Genomic DNA, 23,010 nt, shown 5'->3' with positions numbered 1-23,010 from the left:
CATTGAAATCTATTGGGTATCAGTTCTTAAAGAAATTAAAGGATCCACTATGTCAGATTTCATCTCTCCCGGACAAATCAACCCGCCGACCCGTCTGCTGATGGGGCCGGGGCCGATCAATGCCGATCCGCGCGTGTTGCGGGCGATGACGAGCCAGCTGGTCGGGCAATATGATCCGGTGATGACCGGTTACATGAACGAAGTCATGGCGCTGTACCGTGCGCTGTATAAAACCGAAAACCAGTGGACGTTCCTGATCGACGGCACCTCGCGCGCCGGTATCGAAGCCGTGCTGCTTTCCGGTATCCGTCCGGGCGACAAAGTGCTGGTGCCGGTGTTTGGCCGTTTCGGACATCTGCTGTGTGAAATTGCCCGCCGCTGCCGTGCCGACGTGCACACCGTCGAAGTGCCGTGGGGTGAAGTGTTTGATCCGCAGCAAATCGAAGATGCGATTAAATCGGTGAAACCCCGCTGGCTGCTGACCGTGCAGGGCGATACGTCGACCACCATGTTGCAGCCGCTGGAACAGCTGGGCGACATCTGCCGCCGCCACGGCGTGCTGTTCTATTCAGACGCCACGGCGTCATTCTGCGGCAACCCGCTGGAAACCGACGCCTGGGGTTTAGACGCCGTGTCAGCCGGCTTGCAAAAATGCCTCGGCGGCCCGTCCGGCAGCTCACCGGTGACCATCAGTCCGCGCTTTGAAGAACAAATCCGCCGCCGTAAATGCGTGGAGGAAGGTATCCGTACCGCTGACCATGCCGACGGCGACGAAGAGATGATCTACTCCAACTATTTCGATCTGGGCATGATCATGGATTACTGGGGGCCGGAGCGTCTGAACCACCATACCGAAGCCACCAGTATGCTGTTCGCCTCGCGCGAATGCGCACGCATCATTCTGGAAGAAGGGCTGGATACCGGCATCGCCCGTCACAAACTGCACGGCGGCGCGCTGCTGGCCGGTATTCAGGGCATGGGGCTGGAGGTGTTCGGTGACCTGAATAACCGCATGAACAACGTGCTCGGCGTGGTCATTCCGCAGGGCGTGCATGGCGAACAGGTGCGTCAGATGATGCTTAACGATTTCAGTATCGAAATCGGCACCTCATTTGGCCCGCTGGCCGGGAAAATCTGGCGTATCGGCACCATGGGCTATAACGCCCGTAAAGACTGCGTGTTGCAGACGCTGGTGGCGCTGGAAGCGGTGCTTAACCGTCTGGGCTTTGCGTCGAAATACGGCGCAGGGGCGCAGGCTGCGTGGGATCACTACGCAGGAGGTCAGTAATGGCAGAAGCCTTTACGCTGGCTGCGGTTTCCGGCAGCGCAAAACTGGCCGCTGAACGGGTGATGGCGCGCTGCGACGCACTGGCCGCCATCAGTGAAACACCGGGGCAACTGACCCGCGTGTATCTCTCGGCAGAACATTTGCAGGCCAACCGTCTGGTGGGGGAGTGGATGGCGCTGGCCGGTATGCGCGTCTGGCAGGACAGCGTCGGCAATATTTGCGGGCGCTATGAAGGGCTTGATGCGTCAGCACCTGCTCTGCTGCTCGGTTCACATCTTGACAGCGTGCGCAACGCGGGGCGTTACGACGGCCCGCTCGGCGTGCTGACCGCGCTGGAAGTGGTGGCGCATTTGCATCAGAACGCCATCCGTTTGCCGATGGCGGTGGAAATTGTCGGCTTCTGCGATGAGGAAGGAACGCGTTTTGGCATCACGCTGCTGGGCAGCCGCGGGCTGACCGGTACCTGGCCCGCCCAGTGGCTGGAACGCGAGGATGCGCAGGGCATCACGGTGGCACAGGCGATGCACAACGCCGGGCTGGATCCGCTGAAAATCGGCGCGTCACAGCGTGCGGTCAGCGATTTTTGCGCGTATCTGGAACTGCATATCGAGCAGGGCCCGTGCCTGCAAACGGCCAATGTGCCGCTCGGTGTGGTCACGGCGATTAACGGCGCGCGTCGTCTGAATTGTGAATTTACCGGTCATGCCGGCCATGCCGGCACCGTGCCGATGGGGCAGCGTCAGGACGCTCTGACTGCCGCCGCCGAATGGACGCTGGCGATTGAAAGCATCACCACCGCCACCGGCCGCAATCTGGTGGCGACCGTCGGTACGCTGGAATGCCTGCCGGGCGCGGTCAACGTCATTGCGGGGCAGGTGAAACTGTCGCTGGATGTGCGCGGCCCCCGTGATGAGGATTTATCCGCTTTACTGGAAACGTTGCTGGCGAAAGGCCGGGATATCGCGGCGCGCCGCGGGCTGACCTTCGCTGCCGAACAGTTTTACGGCATCCGCGCCACCGCCTGCGACGCCGGTTTGCAGCATCGTCTTAATCAAAGTGTTTTACACTTACAGGGGCAGGCGATGTCGCTGCCAAGCGGTGCGGGGCATGACGCCATTGCTATCGCCGAATGCTGGCCGGTCGGCATGCTGTTTGTGCGCTGTAAAGACGGTATCAGCCATCATCCCGATGAATCCGTCACCACCGGCGACGTGGCTTATGCGGTGCAGGCGTATATCAACACCGTGCTGAGTTTTAAAGAAGGGCATTTATGACGCTGGATGAGTTTAACGCGCTGTCTGAATTCGAAGCCGTTGCGCTGCTGCGCCCGCTGGTGAATATTCCGTCCTGGGCGACGCAACTCACTGACGCGCGGCCTTATTCTTCAACGCAACGCCTGATGCAATGCGCCGAAGCAGCCTGTCAGCATTGGCAGCCGGATGACATCGCCCGCGCACTGTCGGCGCACCCGCGCATTGGCGAGCGTGCCAGCGGTGCCAGCAAGGAAGCGCAGCTTTCCCGTGGCGAACAGGCGACGCTCAATATCAGCCAGCAGGCGGTCATCGATGCGCTGCACGAAGGGAACCTGCGTTATGAACAACGTTTCGGACGGGTGTTTCTGATCCGCGCCAAAGGGCGCAGTTCTGAAGACATTCTGCATAATCTGCAACGCCGTCTTGAAAATTCGCCGGACGCTGAAGATCAGGAAACGGCGCAACAACTCAAAGAAATTACCCTGCTGCGTTTAAAGGAGATTTTCCAATAATGACCACGGTTTCTAAAACGAAAGTCACCACCCACATTCTCGATACCTCTTCAGGGCAGCCTGCGGCCAACGTGCGCGTCTGGCTGGAAAGCGTTGACGGACGCAACGTGACGCTCATCAGCGAAACCCAAACCGATGCCGATGGCCGCGCCGCGAAATTAACGCCGGAACCTGTCGCCTCCGGGCATTACCGGCTGTGTGCGGATATCGGCGCGTATTTCGCCGCGACCGGCCGCGCGACGCTGTATCACTCGGCCATTATTGATGTGATGCTCGACGGCAGTCAGGATCATTACCATCTGCCGCTGTTGATCAGCCCGTATTCTTACTCGACCTATCGCGGCAGTTAGACCCGAGGCTCCATCAGCCCATCAGCCCATCAGCAGGTGCGGTTGTTTTAAGCGCACGCTTTTGGTCAGCGCATCGTGGCTGACGTCGTGCTGGCGGTTGCTCTGGCGAACCTGTTGCAGGAAGGTCATCAGCAGCGGATGCGGGCGCTCGCGGCGTGACATCAGCTCCGGCTGACCCTGGATCCCGATAAAACAGGCATGGTTGCTCAGCTCAACCGCCTGCGCCTGTTCCCCGCTTTCGTCATAACCAGAAACGCACAGCCCCGCGCTTTCCAGTTCCGCCAGTAATTGCGGATTCAGGTAGCGGCGCTGGTTGTAGCGCAGCGTAAACTCCTCGCCCATTTTATTCGCCAGCAGGCTGCCGCTGCGGCTGAACACCGGATGATTCCCCAGACGCGGCTGCGTATGTTCAGCCAGCGGCAGGCCGGTTTGCAGGCTGCCGAGCGGCGAGGGGCCGTGCATCACCACGCGCTCCTGTCCGAGCACTTTCTGCCCGAGCGCGGTCACCATCTGATGCATCCCCTGATTGATGCCCAGCACCGGCGTCTGATTCTCCAGCGCCCAGGTGGCGGTCGCCAGTTGCCCGGCCTGACAGTCAGTGTGGGTCAGCGTCATGCCCGGCAGAATAATACCGTCCACATCAAACAGCGTGGAATCCAGCTGGCTGCCCAGCAGCGTTGGCGTCACCCAGACGACGTCGATGTTCATTGCCAGTGCATCGGCGGCGTCTCCCAGTGCAGCGAGCATCGCCGGATAGCTGTCGCGCTGCCCGGCAATATCCCCCACCAGTGCCACGCGCAAGGTTTTTCCTGCCCGCATGACCGGTTGTGAAACGGAGCCTAAAGCCCAGCGGCCAAAGGCATCACGCCCCCAGCCGTTACTGCGAATTTTGCCGGTGGTGACGTCTTCCAGCTGGAATTTATCCTGATGGCGCACCACGGTTAATGATTCGATTTCAATGCCCTGTTCAGCGAGTTGCGCGGCCAGTTCTGCGGATAACGGTTCACGCAGTGGCACCACGATATCTTCCTTAAGTGCCCGATAAATCAGTGATTCCAGGCTGGATTCGGCACCCGCACCGCGCCCGGTCAGGCGCTCGAGCCATACCAGCCCGCTGGTCAGCGCATGCCCCTGCGCCGTCACGTGCTGGCGGGCATTCGGGTAACGTTGCGCATCATGACTGACGGGGAAGTGACACAGCGGCAACGCGCGCAATTCAGCAAGTATCGCTGCCATCGCGCCGTACAACGCAGGCTCGGGCGTGGTGTGTGCAATAAAGGTGATGGTCATCAGTGGTCCTCTGTCAGATGTTTTTGCGGGGGTAGTGAATGCAAGAATTGATCCACACAGGGGCCTGTTTACATGCGCTGACAAAAAGAGCGGCGAATGCCGTAAACCGGATTTGCGTCACACTCCACTGCTATAAAACGTCGCGTTGTTCAGACCGTAACGCGCTAAGGTAGCGCCAGTTGTTCTAACCCATCATTCACAGAGGAAGCATCATGTCAGCATCGCTTTATGGCAGTACGGCCGCACAGTTTGTTCGTGGTTTACAGAATCTTTCAGCCCTGCTGGAAAAGGGCGCGGCATGGGCAAAGGAAAACGGAAAATCGGAAGAAGAGGTGCTCAATACCCGCCTGGCCGATGACATGTATCCGCTGGCGCGTCAGGTGCAAATCACCAGTGATATGTCAAAAGGCGCGATCGCCCGCCTGTCAGGCACAGCCGCCCCTGCGATGGAAGACAACGAAGTGACGTTTGCCCAGTTACAGGAGCGTATTGCTAAAACGCTGCGGTTTATCGAAAGCGTGGATGTCGCAAAACTGGAAGGCGATGAATCCCGTGAGATCGTGGTGAAAGGCAAAAATCACGAACTGAAATTCACCGCGCACAGCTACGTCACCGCGTTTGCCGTGCCGAACTTCTATTTCCACATCACCACCGCCTACAACATTCTGCGCCACCTGGGCGTGAATATCGGTAAAGCAGACTTTATCGGCGCGATATAACAGATAGGTTTACTCCGGCGTTTACCCTGCGGGCAGGCGCCGGAATATGCCTTTCTTCTTTGGTATTGAGACGCCTCATAAAAATAGAAAGTCAGAACGGTTGCTGATGACCTGAACCGCGCAATATTATTACGCCCTGTAATTTATTTATCCAGTCCGTAAATAAAATTTTCAATATTCATGAAGATTATGATTAAAATAAAACAATTCTGAAATACTCTCCTTTTTATTTAATACCCCCGGTGCCACCGCTGGCACAACAGCTTCCATTATTTAATTAAAGATTAATTTGCCACGATAAAGCCTCTTTAATTCCGGCGTATTTATTCAATGACGTTTCGCGAATTAATGATCCTCAATTTATGCACTTAATCTAATGGAAGGATTTACTATGTGTAATTGCAATTGTAATTCATCAAATAAAACGGCATTAAAAGCGGGCGTAGTGAAAGACGTCACGTATGTCTCTGTCGAAGCGGCCGCCGCCGCTGCGGCAAATCAGGCCATGCTGGCCTATTGCCAGAATACTTTCAGCGTCGGCGGTGTAATGCTCGATGGCACAGGAAAAGTGCTGAATGCGATTCATAATAACGTCGTCATGAATAATAAGACCAACGATCCTACTGCTCACGGTGAAAGACAACTGATCGACTGGTATTACGCGCAAATTGCCCAGGGGGTTGAGCTGCCACCTCCGTCCGAGATTACTATTGTGACCTCGCTGGATCCCTGCTGCATGTGTACCGGTTCGATTATTACCGGCGGCTTTAACGTGATTTCTGCGGCGTTCGATACTTATTCCGGTATCAATTACGACACTCTGGCGGATTTCCCCTCGCTCTCTGACGATCTGGCTCTGGTGGCGCAGGAGACATTCAGTTATCCGGCCGTGAACGGGGATAACTGTTTTTCCCGTCCGGCAAGTTCTGCGCCGGTGGCGGAGTTCTTTACGCAAGATGTGATTGATGTGCAGACGCTGGCGCTGTGTGAGTCTATTTTTGACGCCACCCTGACGCAGGTGAAAGCCAGCATCAACTCAGATTTACCGCCGGATCAGTTGAAAGATATCAAAGAATTACCGACCGATGATCCGATCGTTGTGGCGTTGCAGGCTATTTATCCTGACGCTTTACAATATACCGCCCCCTCACGTGGCGCACCGGATGCCGGGCTGGCTCCTTTCCTGATTGAAGCGGCGAATACGGATATTGCTCAGGGCGGTAAAGGCAACTCGGTCGCATTCCTCGATTACTTCGGTAATTTGCTGTTGTGTTTGTCCGGTAACGAAAAAGCTTCATTGATTCAGACGGCGTTTTTACTGGTGACGCGCAATTATGCACAACTGCGTTATAACCTGCGGGATTCTCTCGGCGACGAAAAAGTATTGCCTTACCTCGGCCATCCTAAATACGGCACTTTTGTGTTTTCGCATGGTCCGGACGAGTCATCACATAGCCTGATTGAACTTGGTGCCTACGGTTCAACCATGGAAGGTGCATTGCCTGAGGAGAATCCGAATTCCTTCCAGTATGGTGTGCCGACCATCGCGCAAACCGAACTGGATGCGTATTGTCAGAAACTGCCGCCGTTATACAGCTCGGAAATCAAGGTTCACCCGCAACAGGTCGTGGATCAGGGGTTGATCGACGCGCTGGAGGCCGGTTTACCGACCGTGTAATGTCTGTCCGCCGCACTCAATCGTTGGCCGCCTGGTCATTTCACAGGCGGTTTTTTCGTTTTATCAAACAGCCCCGGCGTGACTGACGCGAGCTTTCCCTGACGAAAGGCTGCGTTTCTGGCCGATCACTCGTGCAGCAAAAACGTGTCGGCATCGCGCCAGGCGGGGAAGGCTTCCCGGTAATCCTGCAATGCTTCCAGCGACAGTTCGGCGTCAATAATCATCGCGGAGCCCGGCTCGGCCCGCGCGAGTTCTTCACCCTGCGGAGAAATGATCAGGCTGTCACCGCTGTAATGATGGCCGTTATCGTCATCACCGACGCGGTTACATCCGGCCACGTAAGCCTGATTTTCAATCGCGCGGGCGGTAAGCAGCGTCTGCCAGTGGTGGCTGCGGCGTGCCGGCCAGTTGGCGACGTAAAGCGCCAGGTCATAATCCTGATTATTGCGCGAGGCGACCGGGAAACGCAGGTCGTAACAAACCTGCGGCAGGATCCGCCAGCCGCGCCATTCGACGATTTCACGGCGTTTACCCGGCACATAATAATGGTGTTCACCGGCCATGCGGAACAGATGGCGCTTGTCATAAAAATGCACTTTCCCCTGAGGTTCAACCAGCAGGAAACGGTTGACGGCACCTTCTGTTGTACTCAGCGCGACGCTGCCGCCAATCATGGCGTTCAGTTGTTGCGCCCACTGTTGCAGCCATTGCACCACACGCGACTGCGGCAACGCGCTGCCCGGCGCCTGCATGGCGAAACCGGTGGTGAACATTTCAGGAAGAACAATCAGGTCGCGGCCGGTCAGCGCACCGAGCAGGCCATCGAAATGCGCGAGGTTGGCCTCGCCGTCCAGCCACACCAGCGGCTGTTGCAGTACGGACAGTTTTAAAGTTGACACAGGCGCTCCGCGGCAGCGTCCAGCGTGGCTTCCTGTTTGGCAAAGCACAGCCGGATCAGTTTATGTGGGAAAGGGGCGGCGCAGAATACCGACATCGGAATCGCCGCCACGCCCGCATGTTCAGTCAGCCAGTGGCAGAAGGCAACGTCGTCTAAATCGGACACGTCACTGTAATCGACCAGCAGGAAATAGGTGCCCTGGCCCGGTAACACTTTCAGGCGGCTGTTCGCCAGCCCCTGCGCCAGACGGTCGCGTTTGGCCTGATAAAAGGCCGGTAATTCCTGCCAGTGTTCCGGCGCTTCCCGCAGCATATCCGCCAGCGCCAGCTGCACCGGCGTGGTGATGGAGAAGGTCAGATACTGGTGAACCTTGCGCAGTTCCGCGCTGATGACCGCCGGTGCGATGCAATAGCCCACGCGCCAGCCGGTCATGTGATAGGTTTTGCCGAATGACGACACCGCGATGGCGCGCTGACGTAACTCGGGATGACGCAGCACGCTGGCGTGGCCTTCCGCTGCAAAGCAGATGTGCTCATACACTTCATCGCTCAGCACAAAAATGTGTTTATCCGCAATGGTCTGCCAGAGCTGCTCAACGTCGCTGTGGCGCCAGACGGTGGCCGACGGGTTGTGCGGCGTATTGATGATCACAAGTTTGGTGCGGTCGGTTATCTGATCGGCGAATTCCGCCCAGTTCACGTTGAATTCCGGCGGCTGCAACTGAATGCGTTTCATCACGCCGCCCGCCAGCTCTACCGCCGGGGCATAACAGTCATAGCTCGGATCAAAGGCGATCACTTCGTCACCTTTCGACACCAGCGCGGTGATGGCGATATACAGCGACTCTGTCGCGCCCGCCGTGATGGTGATGTCGGTGTTGGCATCCGGGGCATAGCCGTAAATCTGTTCGGTTTTCGCGGCAATCGCTTCGCGCAGCGGCGCGGTGCCGGTCATCGGCGCGTACTGGTTCGCGCCCTGACTGACGTGATACGCCAGACGATCTCTGAGATATTGCGGGCCATCGAAATCAGGAAAACCCTGCGACAGGTTAATCGCATTGTGTTTCTGCGCCAGGGCACTCATTTGGGTGAAAATCGTGGTGCCCAGGGCAGGAAGTTTACTTTCGGGGATCAGTGCGGCTGTGCTCATGGCGGGTCAATACTCCTGGACCGGTGCAGATAGCGATGTTGCTCACAATATAACACGATGTTAATATTTGGCAATCGAGACGCTTAGATGGCTAAATGCCAATTTGGTCTAAGCGGCAACACATTGTGTATATCGCTATAAATCATAGATATCGCCATTTTCATCCCGAACTCCGTCCCTCAACGCACAGCTTTTCAGGAATACGATGACAGAGAATTTGCAACTGGGCGCGCTGCTGGCGGCCTGTCACTGGATTGGTCAGAAGGGCTGGAGCCTGGCGACGGGCGGCAATATGTCGATCCGTGAAGGCGATGCACATTGCCTGATCACCGAATCAGGAAAAGACAAAGGATCGCTCACCGCAGAGGATTTCCTGCTGGTGGAACTGGAAAGCGGGCTGGCACCCGGCGGCCGCCGTCCGTCTGCGGAAACCGGTCTGCACACGATGCTGTATTCCCGCTATCCTGAAACAGGTGCGGTGCTGCATACCCATTCGGTGAACTCGACCGTGTTGTCGCGGGTTGAGCGCAGCGGCGCGCTGGTGCTGGAAGGCTATGAGATGCAGAAATCGCTCAGCGGCCAGACCTCGCACCTTGATCAGGTGGTGATCCCGATCTTCGACAACAGCCAGGATATTCCTGCGCTGGCGCAGAAGATCATGGCGTCGGCAGAGCACGCGCCGTTGCAGTATGGTTTTCTGCTGCGCGGCCACGGGCTGACCTGCTGGGGCAAAGATGTGGCCGAAGCGCGCCGCCACCTGGAAGGGCTGGAATTCTTATTCCAGTGTGAACTGCAACGTCGTCTGCTGGAGGCTAAATGATCCGCGCCATCGTCACTGATATTGAAGGTACCACCACGGATATCCGCTTTGTGCATCAGGTGTTATTCCCTTATGCCCGTCAGCGCCTCGCCGAATTCCTGCGTCATGAGCATGAGCAGCCGGACGTCGCGGGCGCGCTGAACGCCCTGCGCGCTGAAATCGACCGGCCACAGGCCAGCGTCGAAGCGCTGATCGAGCAGCTTTTCACTTACATGGATAACGACGTGAAATCGACGTCGCTGAAAGTGTTGCAGGGCATCATCTGGCGGACCGGTTATGAGAACGGTGATTTTCGCGGACATCTTTATGACGACGTCGCGCCGCAGCTGGAAGCGTGGAAAGCCGAAGGCCTGCAACTGTGCGTGTATTCGTCCGGTTCGGTGGACGCGCAAAAATTACTGTTTGGCTACAGCGATGCGGGGGATTTAACGCCGCTGTTCAGCGGATATTTCGATACCCGCGTGGGTGCCAAGCGTGAAACGGAGTCGTATCAGAACATCGCCGAACAGCTGATATTGCCGCCGCAGGATCTGCTGTTTTTATCGGACATCCGTCAGGAACTGGACGCCGCGCGCTTAGCGGGCTGGCACACCTGTCAGCTGATCCGCGATGACGCTGACGAGCTCAGCGATCACCTGCAAGTAAATCGTTTTGATCAGATAGCCTTAGAAACATTCTTATAAGAGGGTTGACCATGAGTGCATTGACGATTTTTAGTGACCAGGATCCTTCGGCACCCGTCTGGGAAAGCCGTGACGGCGAGGCCATCGCCGCCGAACTGAGTAAAATTGATGTGCGTTTTGAACGCTGGCAGGCCGATCGCGATTTGGGCGAGAACCCGCAGCCGCAGGACGTGATTGCCGCGTATCAGCATGAAATCGACAAACTGGTGGCCGAGAAGGGCTATCAGAGCTGGGACGTGATCAGCATGCGCCCGGACCACGAACAGCGCGACGTGCTGCGCACCAAATTTCTCTCCGAGCATACCCACGGGGAAGACGAAGTGCGTTTCTTCGTGGAAGGCGCAGGGCTGTTTTGTCTGCACCTGAACGGGAAGATTTTTCAGATCCTGTGCGAGAAAAACGATCTGATTTCGGTGCCGGCCAATACCCGCCACTGGTTTGATATGGGCGGGTCGCCTTCTTTCACCGCGATCCGTGTATTCGATAATCAGGAAGGCTGGGTGGCGCACTTCACCGGGGATAAGATTGCGGATGCCTATCCGCGGCTGGGGGAATAAGCTTTTTCGCCTTTAAGAAAGTTTAAGGCCCGTAGCAAGGGCGTGGGCGTCGGCCCGCGCCGTCACTTTCCTCACTTCCCTGATGGAGCCTCCTTATGAAAATCGCCCTCGTCACCGGTGCCAGCCGCGGTATTGGTCGCGCAACGGCGCTTCTCCTTGCGCAGCAGGGTTACGCCGTCGGTGTGAATTACGTTAATAACGACATCGCCGCGCAGTCTGTCGTCGATGACATCCTTCAGGCTGGTGGTAAAGCCATCGCCCTGAAAGCCGATATTGCCGACGAAGAACAGGTTGTGGCGATGTTCAGACGTCTGAACGCTGAACTCGGGCCGGTTAGCGCGCTGGTGAATAACGCCGGGATTTTGTTCCAGCAGACAACCCTTGAAAATCTCTCCGCCGAACGTATCAACAAAGTGCTGTCTACCAACGTGACCGGTTATTTCCTGTGCTGCCGTGAGGCGGTGAAAATCATGTCGCACCGTCATGGCGGAAATGGCGGGGCGATTGTCAATGTCTCCTCCGCCGCTTCCCGTCTGGGCGCGCCGGGCGAATATGTGGATTACGCCGCGTCGAAAGGCGCGGTGGATACCCTGACCACCGGTCTGGCGCTGGAAGTGGCGGCGTACGGTATTCGCGTTAACGGCGTGCGGCCAGGGCTTATCTACACTGACATGCACGCCAGCGGCGGCGAGCCGGGGCGGGTGGATCGGGTGAAAGCCAATCTGCCGATGCAGCGCGGCGGCCAGCCGGAAGAAGTCGCTCAGGCCATTTCCTGGCTGCTGTCAGATTCAGCCTCCTACGTCACCGGCAGCTTTCTCGAGCTGGCAGGCGGCAGATAACAGAAAACGGGGATCGCTCCCCGTTTTTCATCTGTTTTACCCCGCTTAAACCCGCGTAAACCCACCTCCCTTGCCGCACCCGGCGCGTCTATTAAAGGCGCGTTTGTTGATCTTGTGAAACAGCGAATTTCCGGCGCAGCGCCAGCGTTTTTATCCACTGATCGCTGAAACGGTCAACTCCACACAAACGGTCATTAACGGTCAGCGGTAAGCGCGAGGAATTGTGACCGTTTGCAAATCTGTTGCTGTCTTGTTGCAACGCAAATGACGATTTAATGCCGTTCCCGCCACAGATCCAAACTTTAACATTTCATCTTTTCTCACCTTTTCGTGACAACTATCACAAGACGATTGTGGCAAAAAATGCGCACGGTCGCCTTTGAGGCACTGCGCATTCCGTGAGCATCCGGCTGCGTATCCTATTTGACATCGGGAAAGAGGAATCACCACATGCTGCCAGTAGAGCGACATCGTTATATCACCGAAATTCTCAGCCAGCGCGGACGCATTCTGGTGCAGGAAGTGGCGCAGTTATGCCGCATCTCGCTGGAAACGGCGCGGCGGGATCTGGCGCTGCTGGAAAAGCGCGGCGTGTTGTTACGCAGCCACGGCGGCGCGGTGTTTATGGAGCATTCGGCGGGCGAAAAAACCTATGTGCCTTCGCAGATCGAGCAGGGCGAATCCTTTCGGGACCGCAGTAATCAGTCACCGGACAGCAAAACGCGCATCGCCAAACGGGCGTTACAGCTGATCAATCCCGGCGATTGTCTGCTGCTCGACAGCAGTTCCAGCAGCTGGTTTCTGGCGCGCCAGTTGCCCGACATTCAGCTGGTGGTGCTGACCAACTCGGTGCACATCATTCAGACGCTGGCGGTGAAAGCCAATGTGCGGGTGATCGGGCTGGGTGGCGAATATTCGGCGAAGTATGAAGATTTCGTCGGCGTGCTGGCCGAACAAATGCTGAAAGAGTTCGTCATCAACAAGCTGTTTTTCTCCTGTCACGGCATCAGCCACGAAGGCGGGATCCGTGAAAGTAACGAGCATCACGCGCGGCTGAAACAGCAAATGCTGTTGTCCTCCGAGCATAAAATTTTGCTGGCTGACGCCAGCAAATTCGGCCGCCGCTCTTTTGCGCGGATCTGCCACTACCGGGAAATCGACACACTGATAACAGACCATCTGGAGGATGAAGAATTCCGCCAGGAACTGGCCTGGAGCAACGTTAACGTGATTGAAGTTTCTCCGTCACCCCTACAGAAAAAAACTAAAACAGCCGCAACGGCGCGTCAGCTGCGGCACATAACTGACCTACCAGGAGAGTAAACATGATCAAGAAATCCGTTCTTGCCTGCCTGTTCGCCACAGCCATGTTGTCCCTGTCTGCGCACGCCGCCGACAAAATCCGCATGGGCGTGGTCGTGAAAGTGGGCGGTAACGCCTGGTTCAACGCGATGGAAGCCGGGATCAAAAGCGAAGCGGCCAAACGCGGGATCGACGCGTGGCAGGTCGGGCCGACCAGCGCGGATCCGGCATTGCAGGTGCGTGCGATTGAAGATCTGATCGCGCAGAAAGTGGATGTGATCGGCGTGGTGCCGAACGACGCCCGCGTGCTGGAGCCGGTGCTGAAACGCGCCCACGACGCCGGGATCAAAGTCATCGTGCATGAATCGCCGGATCAGAAATACGCCGACTGGGATTTCGAAATGGTCGATGCCACGCAGCACGGCATTACTCACATGGTCGCGCTGGCGCAGTGCATGAAAGAGAAGGGCGATTACGCGGTATACGTCGGCAGTCTGACCGTGCCGTTGCATCAGAAATGGGCCGATGCCGCCATCAATTACCAGAAAGAACACTATCCGGATATGCATCTGGTCGGTGACAAATTCGGCGTCGGTGAATCGCTCGATGACAGCATCCGCACCACCAACGATCTGATGTCCAAAGACGCCAACCTGAAAGGCATTCTGGCGATCGGCTCACAAGGCCCGATTGGCGCAGGCCGCGCGGTGCTTAACCGTGGCAAAACGGACGACATCTGTGTGTTCGGGCCGTTCAGTCCGGGTCAGGGCGCAAGTCTGGTGAAAGCCGGCGCGATCAAGGGCGGCTTTATCTGGAACCCGATGGTCGCCGGTGAAGTCTTCGTGCGCATCGCCGAGAAGCTGGAAAAAGGCGAAAAAATCACTGACGGCATGACCATTGAAGGCATGGGCAAAGTGAAAGTCGACGAGGCAACGCGCACCATTCTGGGCAACGAAACCGAAAGCCTGGACAAAGCCAACCTGCCGAAACTGGTCAAAATGGGGCTGTAATCATGGCTATCTCCGAGATCATTCAAACAGACCACGCGCCGCTGATTGATGTGCAAAATCTGTCGGTAACCTTTGGCGGACAGCGTGCGCTCAACGACATTTCCCTGCGGCTGATGCAGGGCGAAGTTCACTGCCTGGCGGGCACCAACGGCTGCGGGAAAAGTACGTTGATCAAAGTGATCTCGGGGGTTTACCAGCCGGACAACGGTTGCCAGATCACGCTCACCTCGGCCTCGCAGGGCAGCCAGCGTTTCAGCAAACTGTCACCGGATCAGGCACGGCAGTTTGGCGTGCAGGTGATTTATCAGGATCTGTCGCTGTTCCCCAATCTCAGCGTGTTCGAGAACATCGCGTTTGACCACAACCTGCAAGGGCTGATGGGCTGGTACCGTCCCTCCCGTCTGCGGGAAACCGCACAGCGCATTCTGACTGAGCTGAACTACACGCTGGATCTCGACAGCAAAGTCTCGGCGCTGCCGATTGCCCAGCGTCAGCAGGTGGCGATTTGCCGCGCGCTGGTGGCCGATGCGCGCTTAGTGATTATGGATGAACCGACCGCCTCGCTGACCCGCACCGAAGTGAATCAGCTGCTGCGCACCGTGCATTACCTGAAAAGCAAAGGCATCAGCGTGGTGTTTGTCAGCCATCGCCTCGATGAAGTGCTGGAGATTTCCGACAGCGTGACGGTGATCCGTGACGGCAAAAAAGTCGGCACCTTCCCCGCGTCCGAAGTCAGCAGCGAACGCCTGACCGAACTGATGACCGGCCTGAAACTCGATTACCGCCTGAAAGCCGCCAACATGAATGACGAACGCATCATGCTGGAAGCCGACAAACTCAGCCGCGCGGGCCAGTACCACGACGTCAGTTTCAAACTGCACGCCGGAGAAGTGCTCGGCCTGTGCGGCCTGCTCGGTTCGGGCCGCACCGAACTGGCGCTCAGCCTGTTTGGCATGACCAAACCGGACAGCGGCAAAATCTACCTCGACAGCAAACCGGTACGTTTTCGCAGCCATGAAGACGCGATCAAAGCCGGCGTCGGCTATGTCTCGGAAGATCGCCTGACGCTCGGTCTGATCCAGCAACAGTCGGTCGGCGACAACACCGTGCTGGCGATCATGGATCAGCTGCGCAGCCGTTTTCACCTGATCGACGAATACAGCAAAAACAAGATCATCCAGCAGTGGATCGAAAAACTCGGCGTCAAAGTCGCTAACCCTGATCAGGCGATCTCCACGCTTTCCGGCGGCAATCAGCAAAAGATCGTGCTCGCGAAATGGGTGCTGACGCAGCCGAAAATCCTGATCCTCGATTCGCCAACGGTCGGCGTCGATGTCGGTGCAAAAGCCAGCATTTATCAGCTGATCCACCAGCTGGCAGAAGAGGGGATTTCTATCCTGCTGATTTCCGACGAAGTGCCGGAAGTCTATTTCAACTGCGACCGCGTGCTGCATTTCAGTGAAGGCACGGTGGTTGGTGAATATCTGCCGGGCGCGATCACCCAGCAACAACTTGCGGAGGCGGTCAATGCTTAAGCTCAGCCGGTTACGCCCGTCCAGCAACGAAGGTTATTTAGCCTGGGTTTTGCTGGTGGTTATTGTCACCTTTTCCTTACTGACCAACCAGTTTCTGACCTTGCAGAACCTGCTGGACCTGACCGAAAGCTACGCCGTCAGCGGCATTTTCGCCCTCGGCCTGTTTGTGGTGCTGGTCACCGGCGGCATTGATATTTCGTTCGCCGCCGTGGCGTCGGTCGTGCAGTACACCATCGCTACGCTTGCGATCCACTACGGCCTGAGCAGCCCGACCGGCAGCATTTTACTGGCGGTCGCCATCGGCACGGTGCTCGGGATGATCAACGCCATTCTGATCTACTGCCTGCGCATCGTGTCGATCATCGTCACCATCAGTATGCAGTCGCTGCTGTTTGGCATGCTGATGTGGCTGACCAACGGCACCAGCTTGTACGAACTGCCGGACTGGCTGACCACGCCGATCCGCGTGCTGCCGTTCAGCGTCGGCGAGCAGCATTATCAGATTGGTTTGCCGGTACTGGTGATGCTGGCGGTGGCCGGGCTGAGCTGGGTCCTGCTCAACAAAACCCATCTCGGACGCCAGCTGTTTGCGGTCGGCGGTGATCAGGAATCTGCGCGCCGAATCGGTATCCGCGTCGGGTTACTGCATCTGTTTGCTTACGGTTATCTCGGCGCGATGGCGGCGATTGGCGGGCTGGTGCAGGTGTATCGCGTCGGTGAAGTGGTGCCGAATGCGCTGGTCGGCGGCGAGCTGGATGTGCTGGCCGCGGCGGTACTCGGCGGCGCCAGCCTCAACGGCGGCAAAGGCAGCGTGGTCGGCACCCTGATGGGCGTGTTCCTGATTGGCGTGCTGAAAAACGGCCTCAACCTGATCGGTGTGTCGAGTTACTTCATGAATATCGTCATCGGCGTGGTGATCGTCGCGGCCATCACCGTCACCCATTATAAGAAACGCAAAGAAACCGAAGTCGGCTTCGCCTGAGGAAAACCGCTATGTTCGCAAAAAGCAGAAATGTGAGTCTTAAAGCGAAGCCCGATGCGCGGCCTCGCCTGAAAATCGGCAAGCTGAAAGTCGACAACACTACGCTCGGGTTATCGCTGTTATTGCTGGTGGTGATCATCGGTTTCAGCCTGGCGATGCCGGGGCGCTTCTTCAGTGACGCCACCTTTATGAGCGTCGCCTTCCAGTTACCGGAACTCGGTTTACTGACGCTGGCGATGTTTATCCCGATCCTCAGCGGTGGCCTGAACCTGTGCATTATCGCCACCGCGAACCTGACCAGCCTGCTGATGGCGTGGGTGTTTCTCACCTGGCTGCCGCCGGATGCCAGCATGGCGATGCAGGCGGTGTGGCTGACACTGGCGCTGGTCGGCGCAATGATTCTGGCGCTGGTGATTGGCATGCTGACCGGCGCGCTGGTGGCCTATGTCGGCGCACATCCGATTCTGGTGACGCTGGCGACCATGACCATGGTGAACGGCGTCGGCATCTACCTTTCACGCGGCGCGGCGATTAGCGGCATGCCGGATATGGTGCGCTTTATCGGCGCGGAAACCCTGCTCGGCGTGCCGGTGCCGCTGATTATCTTCCTGCTGACGGCGGCCTTCGTCGCGGTGTTTTTAGAACGCACCCGCCTCGGTAAATACATCTACATGAGCGGCAGCAACATCAACGCCACCCATTTCAGCGGCGTGAATACCCACCGCGTGCTGATCGCCATCTACGTGATTTCCAGCATGTTATGCGTAATTGCCGGGCTGATCATGATGGCGCGCTTTAACTCGGCGCGCATGGGCTACGGCGATTCCTATCTGTTGCTGACGGTGCTCGCCATCATTCTCGGCGGCACAGATCCCAACGGCGGATTCGGCAAAGTGGCGGGCGTGGTGCTCTCGCTGATTGTCCTGCAGGTGATTTCCACCGGCCTGAACCTGATGAACGTCAGCCCGCATTTCAGCCTGGCGATGTGGGGCGCGGTACTGATTGTGGTGCTGGCGCTGAAATTCTTCCGCAGCCGTTTTCTGCAAAAAAGGGCGGGGCGAATGAGCGCTGCCAAAGCGCGGGCGGCTCAACCTTAAACACTCTTTTAACATTGCCTCTGACTTAGGAAAACATCATGGAATACAAAATTTCTCCGTCGCTGATGTGCATGAGCCTGATCGACATCAAACAGCAACTCGAAGTGCTGAACCGCCGCGCCGACATGCTGCACATCGACATCATGGACGGCCATTACGTCAAAAATATCACGCTGTCGCCGTTCTTTATCGAGCAGATCCGCCCGCACACGCCGCTGGTTCTGGACGTGCATATGATGGTGGAAAACCCGGCTGACTTTATCGAGCCGATTGCCCTTGCCGGTGCCGATTTTATCTGCCCGCACGCCGAAACCATTAATCGCGACGCGTTCCGCATCATCAATCAGATCCGCTCGCTGGGGAAAAAAGTCGGCGTGGTGCTCAACCCCGCGACGCCGGTGGAGTACATCCAGCACTACATTCATCTGCTGGATAAAATCACCGTGATGACCGTGGATCCGGGCTATGCCGGTCAGCCGTTCATCCCTGAAATGCTCGGGAAAATCGCGCAACTTCGCGATCTCAAACAGCAAAAAGGTTACCGCTACCTGATCGAAATCGACGGATCCTGCAATCTTCGCACCTATCAGGATCTGATGAGCGCGGGGGCGGAAGTGCTGATCGTCGGCAGTTCCGGCCTGTTCACGCTGGACAGCGATCTGGATATTGCCTGGGACAAAATGCTCGATCAGATGCGTCAGGCGCGTCACGCAGCCTGAGGGCAGGAGAGCCGTATGCCGCACTTTCTTGGAGTGGATGTCGGGGGCACCAATACCCGTTTAATGCTGATGGACAGCCAGCAAAATTTTCGCGGCTACCACAAAACCCCGACCCAACGCTGGGCGGGGCAGACTGACCCGTTACAGGGGCTGGAAAACCTGATCACGGCGTATTTGCAGGAGCAGGATCCGCATCATCAGGTGGCGCAGGTGATGCTCGGGCTGCCGGGGGTATTGTCCCGCGACCGCCAGACCGTGTTGTCGCTGCCGTTTGTTTCCGCGCTGGATAACCAGCCGGTGGCGGCGCTGCTCTCACAACGTTTGCATCTGCCGGTGGCGATGGACAAAGACGTTAACCATCTGATGTGGTGGGATTTAACGCAGCACGGCGCGCTGCCGGATGTCGCCGTCGGGCTGTATCTCGGCACGGGTCTTGGCAACAGTTTGTGGATCAACGGGGATTTTTACCACGGCGCGCACGGCGGTGCCGGGGAGCTGGGGCACATTCCGCTGGCGGGGAATCCGCTACTCTGCCCCTGCGGTAAAACCGGCTGCGTCGAGACGCTCACTTCCGGTAACTGGCTGACCGGCTGGGCGCGGCAACACGCGCCACAGACGCCGTTCGCCGAGCTGTTTGTGCGTCACGCCGGGCATGTGGATTTAACCGAATTTGTGGCACGGCTGGCGCGCACTGTCGCCAGCGAAATGAACATTCTGGATCCCGGTTATTTAGTGCTGGGCGGCGGCGTGCTGGCGATGGAGAACTTCCCGCTGGCCGAACTCGAACGGCAGTTACGCAGCCATTTACGCAGTCCGTATCCGGCCAACGATCTCACGATTCATTTCAGCGCCGTGACCGACGAGACGGGCTGCCGTGGCGCGTGTTTAGCCGCACAGCGCGTTTTTCCGCCGCAGCCAGCTCTGGCTGCCGGAACATTTTCCTTCAGGAGAGAGGCATGAACAAAGGCAAGGTATGCGTATTTGGTTCTTTCAACCTCGATATCGTCGCCGGCATGGCGCGTTTCCCCAAACCGGGCGAATCCCTGATTGCCCGCAACAGCATGATGGGGGCGGGCGGCAAGGGCGCAAACCAGGCGGTCGCCGCGCTGCGCGCCGGTGCGCGGGTGCATTACATCGGCAAAGTGGGGCGCGATGATTTCGGCATGTTTGCCCGCCGCCACCTCGACAGCGCCGGTTTCGACGCCGTCACGCTGTTTTCCACCAGCGAATGCCCGACCGGCAACGCGCTGATTTATGTCGCCGGCGCTGATGCCGAAAACATGATTGCCGTCGATCCGGGCGCAAACCTGACGGTCACCGACGAAGAAGTGGAACAGTGCCGCCCGGCGGTGGCTGCCGCCGATATCCTGCTGACTCAGCTCGAAAACAATCTGCCTGCGATTGAAAAACTGATCGGCATCGCGAAAGACAACGGCACCTACATTATCCTCAACCCCGCGCCGTTCCAGCCGGTGTCCGACCATCTGCTGGCGCAGGTGGATTTACTCACGCCAAACGCCACGGAATGCACGCTGCTCACCGGCATCGACGTCTGCGATATTCCTTCCGCTGAACGCGCCGCTCACGCGCTGCACGCCAAAGGCATACAGGCGCTGATCATCACCCTGGGCACGCAGGGCGCGCTGCTTTCGGTGAACGGCGACACGCAGATTATCCACGCCTGTCCGGCCACCCCGGTTGATACCACCGGCGCAGGCGACGCCTTTAACGGTGCGCTGGCTTCGCAGCTTGCCGCCGGTGTCACCCTTCGCGAAGCGGCACAATTTGCTTCTGCCTATGCGTCTGTTTGTGTGGAACGGGCAGGCGCGGCGGCATCGATGCCGACGTATGAGGAAGCACGGGAAAGAATGGGGATGGCGGTGGTTTAACACTTCACGGCGACAGGCGGTTGCGGGTTTTTTCATGCTCTTCCCCTGGACGGGGGAAGAGCAAAGCAAGCACTTGCTACTTCAGCGCCTGAGTCAATATCCCATCCCGCACCTGAACCGGCGTCACCACACCGACATCCAGCACCCATCCGCTGATCAGTTCAGCCGGAGTGACATCAAACGCCGGGTTGTAAACCTGCGCGTCATCCGGTGCCCATTGCACGGCACCAAAACTGCCGGAAACGCCGGTCACTTCACTCGCTGCGCGCTGCTCGATGGGGATCGCGGCACCGTTCGGGCAGTGCGGATCGTGGGTGGTGTGCGGCGCGGCGACATAGAACGGAATGCCGTGGTATTTCGCCAGCACTGCCAGACTGTAAGTGCCAATTTTGTTGGCGACATCGCCGTTGGCGGCAATACGGTCAGCACCGACCCAGATGGCATCCACGCGTTTTTGTGCCATCAGGCTGGCGGCCATTGAATCGCAAATCAGCTGGTAAGGAATGCCCAGTTCGCCGAGCTCCCAGGCCGTCAGGCGCCCGCCCTGTAACAGCGGTCGGGTTTCATCCACCCACACCTGTTGCACATTGCCCAGCCCGTGCGCGCGGCGGATAACGCCAATCGCCGTGCCGACGCCCGCCGTTGCCAGCCCGCCGGTGTTGCAATGCGTCAGCAGGCGGCTGCCGGGCTTGACCAGCGCGGCACCGTGATCCGCAATGCTGTCGCACAGTGCCCGGTCTTCTTCCACCAGACGCAGGGCTTCTTCCGCTAACGCTTTCACGTAATCAGATTGATGCAATGCGGCTTTCATGCGGTCGAGATTGTTCATCAGGTTAACCGCCGTCGGGCGCGAGGCGCGCAGAGTTTCCAGTGAATCATGGAGGGCATCCTGAGACATTCCCTCTTCGGCCAGCAAGGCCAGCAGCAGGCTGGCGGACAAGCCAATCAGTGGCGCACCGCGCACGCGCAGGGTGCGGATGTGATCCACCAGCTCGCTGACGTCGCGACATTCACGCCAGTCAGCGCGCTGGGGCAGGGCCTGCTGATCGAGGATCCACAGCTGATTTTCGCGAATTCGTAAACTGGTGGTTGTGAGACTTTGCATGGTCGGTTAAATCCTTGTTGCCCAGTTGCATCTGATTACTTATTCTGCCAACATGTTTTATAGATGTATAGACGTCTAAACGCTTTTAAGGCTGAAAAAAGAATTCGAGAGGTCAGGATGTCGCGCTACTACACGTTTACCGCCGCAGATGCCGTTGAATATGCCCGCCAGTTCGGCGGCGTGGCGGATCCACACTCCCTGGTCACCGCCGATGAAATCGGTGACGGAAACCTGAACCTGGTGTTCAAGATCCGTGATACGACGGGGAAAAGCCGGGTGATTGTCAAACAGGCGCTGCCTTATGTGCGCTGCGTGGGCGAGTCCTGGCCACTGACGTTAGATCGCGCGCGCATCGAAGCCGAAACCCTGATTATTCACGGTCAGTATTGCCCGCAACATACGGTCAAAGTGCTGCATCACGACGCGGAACTGGCGGTGATGGTGCAGGAAGATCTGTCGGATCATCAGATCTGGCGCAGCGAACTGGTGCAGGGGAACGACTACCCGCAGGCCGCCAGCCAGCTGGGCGAGTATCTGGCACAGACGCTGTTTCACACCTCCGATTTCTACCAGAATGCGCAAACCAAGAAAGCCGAAGTCTCGCGCTTTACTAACCCTGAACTCTGTCAGATCACCGAAGATCTGTTTTTCACCGATCCGTACGTCGATCATGAACGCAATAATGTGGATCCGCTGCTGCTGCCAGAAGTGACCGCGCTGCGCGCTGATAAACCGTTGCGGCTGGCCGTGGCCGCGCTGAAACACCGGTTCCTGACGAAAGCCGAAGCGCTGCTGCACGGGGATATTCACAGTGGTTCGATTTTCGTGGCTGAAGGTAAACTCAAAGCCATCGATGCAGAATTTGGTTATTACGGCCCGCTGGGATTTGATCCGGGTTCGGCTATCGGCAATTTACTGCTCAATTACTGCGGTCTGCCGGGGCTTTTGGGCGTGCGCGAAGCGGCGGATGGCCGTGAACAGCGCCTGAAAGATGTGCGCGAGCTGTGGCTGAGTTTTTCCGAACGCTTCCTGCAACTGGCGCGTGAAAAATCTCAGGATCCGACGCTGGCGGAACCGGGTTATGCGGAAATCTACCTGCAAGATGTCTGGCACGATGCCGTGGGATATTGCGGCGCGGAGCTTATCCGCCGCACCATCGGGCTGGCGCACGTGGCGGATCTCGATACCATTAAAGATGCAGAGATGCGCGCCGATTGTCAGCGCCATGCGCTGAGCCTCGGCCAAAAACTGATCCTCACTGCACACCAAATCAGCGACGTGGAGTCACTTATTGCACGGATACGTCAGTTCAGCTAATCCTGTGAGTTTCTTGTA

23 protein-coding genes are annotated in these 23,010 nt (G+C 57.6%); 19 read left to right on the top strand and 4 right to left on the bottom strand.

From position 1 onward, the window contains the following. Nucleotides 1–49 precede the first annotated feature (49 nt). Genes ABSH60_RS04960 through uraH form a run of 4 tightly spaced genes read left to right on the top strand, consistent with a single transcriptional unit; the run spans nt 50 to nt 3,403 of the window. The gene (locus ABSH60_RS04960) at nt 50–1,288 is read left to right on the top strand and encodes an aminotransferase class V-fold PLP-dependent enzyme (protein WP_390972971.1); all 1,239 of its coding nucleotides are present in this window, start codon (nt 50–52) and stop codon (nt 1,286–1,288) included. Further along, complete coding sequence (gene hpxK / locus ABSH60_RS04955) at nt 1,288–2,562, top strand: allantoate amidohydrolase (RefSeq protein ID WP_056781552.1); 1,275 nt, start codon at nt 1,288–1,290, stop codon at nt 2,560–2,562. Before ABSH60_RS04960 ends, hpxK begins: the two co-directional genes overlap by 1 nt. Continuing rightward, nucleotides 2,559–3,053, top strand: a complete 495-nt coding sequence (uraD, locus tag ABSH60_RS04950; RefSeq protein WP_183848047.1) for a 2-oxo-4-hydroxy-4-carboxy-5-ureidoimidazoline decarboxylase — start codon at nt 2,559–2,561, stop codon at nt 3,051–3,053. The genes hpxK and uraD overlap by 4 nt, the downstream gene beginning before the upstream one ends. Next, on the top strand, nt 3,053–3,403 hold the full coding sequence (gene uraH / locus ABSH60_RS04945) for a hydroxyisourate hydrolase (protein WP_390972968.1): 351 nt from the start codon (nt 3,053–3,055) through the stop codon (nt 3,401–3,403). The genes uraD and uraH overlap by 1 nt, the downstream gene beginning before the upstream one ends. A 21-nt stretch (nt 3,404–3,424) precedes the next feature. Here uraH and ABSH60_RS04940 read toward each other — a convergent pair whose 3' ends face one another. Next, the gene (locus ABSH60_RS04940) at nt 3,425–4,693 is read right to left on the bottom strand and encodes a glutamine amidotransferase (protein WP_122097362.1); all 1,269 of its coding nucleotides are present in this window, start codon (nt 4,691–4,693) and stop codon (nt 3,425–3,427) included. A 212-nt stretch (nt 4,694–4,905) separates the two neighbouring features. Here ABSH60_RS04940 and ABSH60_RS04935 point away from each other — a divergent pair, with 212 nt between their 5' ends. Together ABSH60_RS04935 and ABSH60_RS04930 are read left to right on the top strand one after the other, a co-directional pair. Then, nucleotides 4,906–5,412 carry a DUF1993 family protein gene (locus tag ABSH60_RS04935; RefSeq protein ID WP_056781537.1) on the top strand — a complete coding sequence of 169 codons (507 nt, stop codon included), beginning with the start codon at nt 4,906–4,908 and terminating at the stop codon, nt 5,410–5,412. Between the two features lie 391 nt (nt 5,413–5,803). Next, nucleotides 5,804–7,090 (top strand): nucleoside deaminase, encoded by a 1,287-nt coding sequence (locus ABSH60_RS04930; RefSeq protein ID WP_390972966.1) that lies wholly within the window; start codon nt 5,804–5,806, stop codon nt 7,088–7,090. 125 nt (nt 7,091–7,215) lie between these two features. On the opposite strand, the gene ABSH60_RS04925 is transcribed toward ABSH60_RS04930, so the two are convergent. Beyond that, the gene (locus tag ABSH60_RS04925) at nt 7,216–7,989 is read right to left on the bottom strand and encodes an amidohydrolase (protein ID WP_390972965.1); all 774 of its coding nucleotides are present in this window, start codon (nt 7,987–7,989) and stop codon (nt 7,216–7,218) included. Further along, nucleotides 7,977–9,137 carry a methionine aminotransferase gene (locus ABSH60_RS04920; protein ID WP_390972963.1) on the bottom strand — a complete coding sequence of 387 codons (1,161 nt, stop codon included), beginning with the start codon at nt 9,135–9,137 and terminating at the stop codon, nt 7,977–7,979. Before ABSH60_RS04920 ends, ABSH60_RS04925 begins: the two co-directional genes overlap by 13 nt. Before the next feature lie 205 nt (nt 9,138–9,342). Here ABSH60_RS04920 and ABSH60_RS04915 point away from each other — a divergent pair, with 205 nt between their 5' ends. From ABSH60_RS04915 to rbsK, 12 genes are all read left to right on the top strand, one after another. After that, entirely contained in the window at nt 9,343–9,957 is a 615-nt protein-coding gene (locus tag ABSH60_RS04915) for a methylthioribulose 1-phosphate dehydratase (RefSeq protein WP_390972961.1), read from the top strand. Continuing rightward, a complete protein-coding gene (gene mtnC / locus ABSH60_RS04910) occupies nt 9,954–10,640 on the top strand; it encodes an acireductone synthase (protein ID WP_056781528.1) in 687 nt (228 codons plus the stop codon). The genes ABSH60_RS04915 and mtnC overlap by 4 nt, the downstream gene beginning before the upstream one ends. A gap of 11 nt (nt 10,641–10,651) precedes the next feature. Beyond that, complete coding sequence (locus ABSH60_RS04905) at nt 10,652–11,197, top strand: acireductone dioxygenase (protein WP_056781525.1); 546 nt, start codon at nt 10,652–10,654, stop codon at nt 11,195–11,197. Nucleotides 11,198–11,292: 95 nt separating this feature from the next. Continuing rightward, nucleotides 11,293–12,036 (top strand): SDR family oxidoreductase, encoded by a 744-nt coding sequence (locus ABSH60_RS04900; RefSeq protein WP_390972959.1) that lies wholly within the window; start codon nt 11,293–11,295, stop codon nt 12,034–12,036. 450 nt (nt 12,037–12,486) lie between these two features. Next, nucleotides 12,487–13,359, top strand: a complete 873-nt coding sequence (locus ABSH60_RS04895) for a DeoR/GlpR family DNA-binding transcription regulator (protein WP_056781519.1) — start codon at nt 12,487–12,489, stop codon at nt 13,357–13,359. A gap of 2 nt (nt 13,360–13,361) precedes the next feature. Continuing rightward, a complete protein-coding gene (locus ABSH60_RS04890; RefSeq protein ID WP_221298082.1) occupies nt 13,362–14,348 on the top strand; it encodes a substrate-binding domain-containing protein in 987 nt (328 codons plus the stop codon). A gap of 2 nt (nt 14,349–14,350) precedes the next feature. Beyond that, entirely contained in the window at nt 14,351–15,883 is a 1,533-nt protein-coding gene (locus ABSH60_RS04885) for an ATP-binding cassette domain-containing protein (protein WP_390972957.1), read from the top strand. Continuing rightward, nucleotides 15,876–16,865, top strand: a complete 990-nt coding sequence (locus ABSH60_RS04880) for an ABC transporter permease (RefSeq protein ID WP_390972955.1) — start codon at nt 15,876–15,878, stop codon at nt 16,863–16,865. Before ABSH60_RS04885 ends, ABSH60_RS04880 begins: the two co-directional genes overlap by 8 nt. Before the next feature lie 11 nt (nt 16,866–16,876). Beyond that, the gene (locus tag ABSH60_RS04875; protein ID WP_390972953.1) at nt 16,877–17,962 is read left to right on the top strand and encodes an ABC transporter permease; all 1,086 of its coding nucleotides are present in this window, start codon (nt 16,877–16,879) and stop codon (nt 17,960–17,962) included. A gap of 38 nt (nt 17,963–18,000) precedes the next feature. Next, nucleotides 18,001–18,681: a D-allulose 6-phosphate 3-epimerase gene (gene alsE, locus ABSH60_RS04870; RefSeq protein WP_390972951.1), complete on the top strand. Its 681-nt coding sequence runs from the start codon at nt 18,001–18,003 to the stop codon at nt 18,679–18,681. A gap of 15 nt (nt 18,682–18,696) precedes the next feature. Continuing rightward, nucleotides 18,697–19,641 (top strand): allose kinase, encoded by a 945-nt coding sequence (alsK, locus tag ABSH60_RS04865; protein ID WP_390972949.1) that lies wholly within the window; start codon nt 18,697–18,699, stop codon nt 19,639–19,641. Further along, nucleotides 19,638–20,570, top strand: coding sequence for a ribokinase (gene rbsK, locus ABSH60_RS04860; protein WP_122097373.1), 933 nt, complete (start codon nt 19,638–19,640; stop codon nt 20,568–20,570). The genes alsK and rbsK overlap by 4 nt, the downstream gene beginning before the upstream one ends. A 76-nt stretch (nt 20,571–20,646) precedes the next feature. On the opposite strand, the gene mtnA is transcribed toward rbsK, so the two are convergent. Further along, nucleotides 20,647–21,675 (bottom strand): S-methyl-5-thioribose-1-phosphate isomerase, encoded by a 1,029-nt coding sequence (gene mtnA / locus ABSH60_RS04855; RefSeq protein ID WP_390972946.1) that lies wholly within the window; start codon nt 21,673–21,675, stop codon nt 20,647–20,649. Nucleotides 21,676–21,792: 117 nt separating this feature from the next. On the opposite strand from mtnA, the gene mtnK reads away from it, so the two are divergent. Next, nucleotides 21,793–22,992 carry an S-methyl-5-thioribose kinase gene (gene mtnK / locus ABSH60_RS04850; protein ID WP_122097375.1) on the top strand — a complete coding sequence of 400 codons (1,200 nt, stop codon included), beginning with the start codon at nt 21,793–21,795 and terminating at the stop codon, nt 22,990–22,992. The last annotated feature ends 18 nt before the right edge of the window (nt 22,993–23,010 follow it).

The sequence above is a fragment of the Rahnella sp. R3(2024) genome, assembly GCF_042920125.1.
Classification (GTDB): domain Bacteria; phylum Pseudomonadota; class Gammaproteobacteria; order Enterobacterales; family Enterobacteriaceae; genus Rahnella; species Rahnella rivi.
The sequence above is the reverse complement of the archived record's forward strand: the minus strand, read 5'-3'. Positions and strand labels throughout refer to the sequence as shown.

Excerpts from the sequence above, each read along its gene's own strand:
- ABSH60_RS04960 (WP_390972971.1), top strand. The coding sequence starts at position 50 with ATGTCAGATTTCATCTCTCCCGGACAAATCAACCCGCCGACCCGTCTG.
- hpxK (WP_056781552.1), top strand. The coding sequence starts at position 1,288 with ATGGCAGAAGCCTTTACGCTGGCTGCGGTTTCCGGCAGCGCAAAACTG.
- uraD (WP_183848047.1), top strand. The coding sequence starts at position 2,559 with ATGACGCTGGATGAGTTTAACGCGCTGTCTGAATTCGAAGCCGTTGCG.
- uraH (WP_390972968.1), top strand. The coding sequence starts at position 3,053 with ATGACCACGGTTTCTAAAACGAAAGTCACCACCCACATTCTCGATACC.
- ABSH60_RS04940 (WP_122097362.1), bottom strand. The coding sequence starts at position 4,693 with ATGACCATCACCTTTATTGCACACACCACGCCCGAGCCTGCGTTGTAC.
- ABSH60_RS04935 (WP_056781537.1), top strand. The coding sequence starts at position 4,906 with ATGTCAGCATCGCTTTATGGCAGTACGGCCGCACAGTTTGTTCGTGGT.
- ABSH60_RS04930 (WP_390972966.1), top strand. The coding sequence starts at position 5,804 with ATGTGTAATTGCAATTGTAATTCATCAAATAAAACGGCATTAAAAGCG.
- ABSH60_RS04920 (WP_390972963.1), bottom strand. The coding sequence starts at position 9,137 with ATGAGCACAGCCGCACTGATCCCCGAAAGTAAACTTCCTGCCCTGGGC.
- ABSH60_RS04915 (WP_390972961.1), top strand. The coding sequence starts at position 9,343 with ATGACAGAGAATTTGCAACTGGGCGCGCTGCTGGCGGCCTGTCACTGG.
- mtnC (WP_056781528.1), top strand. The coding sequence starts at position 9,954 with ATGATCCGCGCCATCGTCACTGATATTGAAGGTACCACCACGGATATC.
- ABSH60_RS04905 (WP_056781525.1), top strand. The coding sequence starts at position 10,652 with ATGAGTGCATTGACGATTTTTAGTGACCAGGATCCTTCGGCACCCGTC.
- ABSH60_RS04900 (WP_390972959.1), top strand. The coding sequence starts at position 11,293 with ATGAAAATCGCCCTCGTCACCGGTGCCAGCCGCGGTATTGGTCGCGCA.
- ABSH60_RS04895 (WP_056781519.1), top strand. The coding sequence starts at position 12,487 with ATGCTGCCAGTAGAGCGACATCGTTATATCACCGAAATTCTCAGCCAG.
- ABSH60_RS04890 (WP_221298082.1), top strand. The coding sequence starts at position 13,362 with ATGATCAAGAAATCCGTTCTTGCCTGCCTGTTCGCCACAGCCATGTTG.
- ABSH60_RS04885 (WP_390972957.1), top strand. The coding sequence starts at position 14,351 with ATGGCTATCTCCGAGATCATTCAAACAGACCACGCGCCGCTGATTGAT.
- ABSH60_RS04880 (WP_390972955.1), top strand. The coding sequence starts at position 15,876 with ATGCTTAAGCTCAGCCGGTTACGCCCGTCCAGCAACGAAGGTTATTTA.
- ABSH60_RS04875 (WP_390972953.1), top strand. The coding sequence starts at position 16,877 with ATGTTCGCAAAAAGCAGAAATGTGAGTCTTAAAGCGAAGCCCGATGCG.
- alsE (WP_390972951.1), top strand. The coding sequence starts at position 18,001 with ATGGAATACAAAATTTCTCCGTCGCTGATGTGCATGAGCCTGATCGAC.
- alsK (WP_390972949.1), top strand. The coding sequence starts at position 18,697 with ATGCCGCACTTTCTTGGAGTGGATGTCGGGGGCACCAATACCCGTTTA.
- rbsK (WP_122097373.1), top strand. The coding sequence starts at position 19,638 with ATGAACAAAGGCAAGGTATGCGTATTTGGTTCTTTCAACCTCGATATC.
- mtnA (WP_390972946.1), bottom strand. The coding sequence starts at position 21,675 with ATGCAAAGTCTCACAACCACCAGTTTACGAATTCGCGAAAATCAGCTG.
- mtnK (WP_122097375.1), top strand. The coding sequence starts at position 21,793 with ATGTCGCGCTACTACACGTTTACCGCCGCAGATGCCGTTGAATATGCC.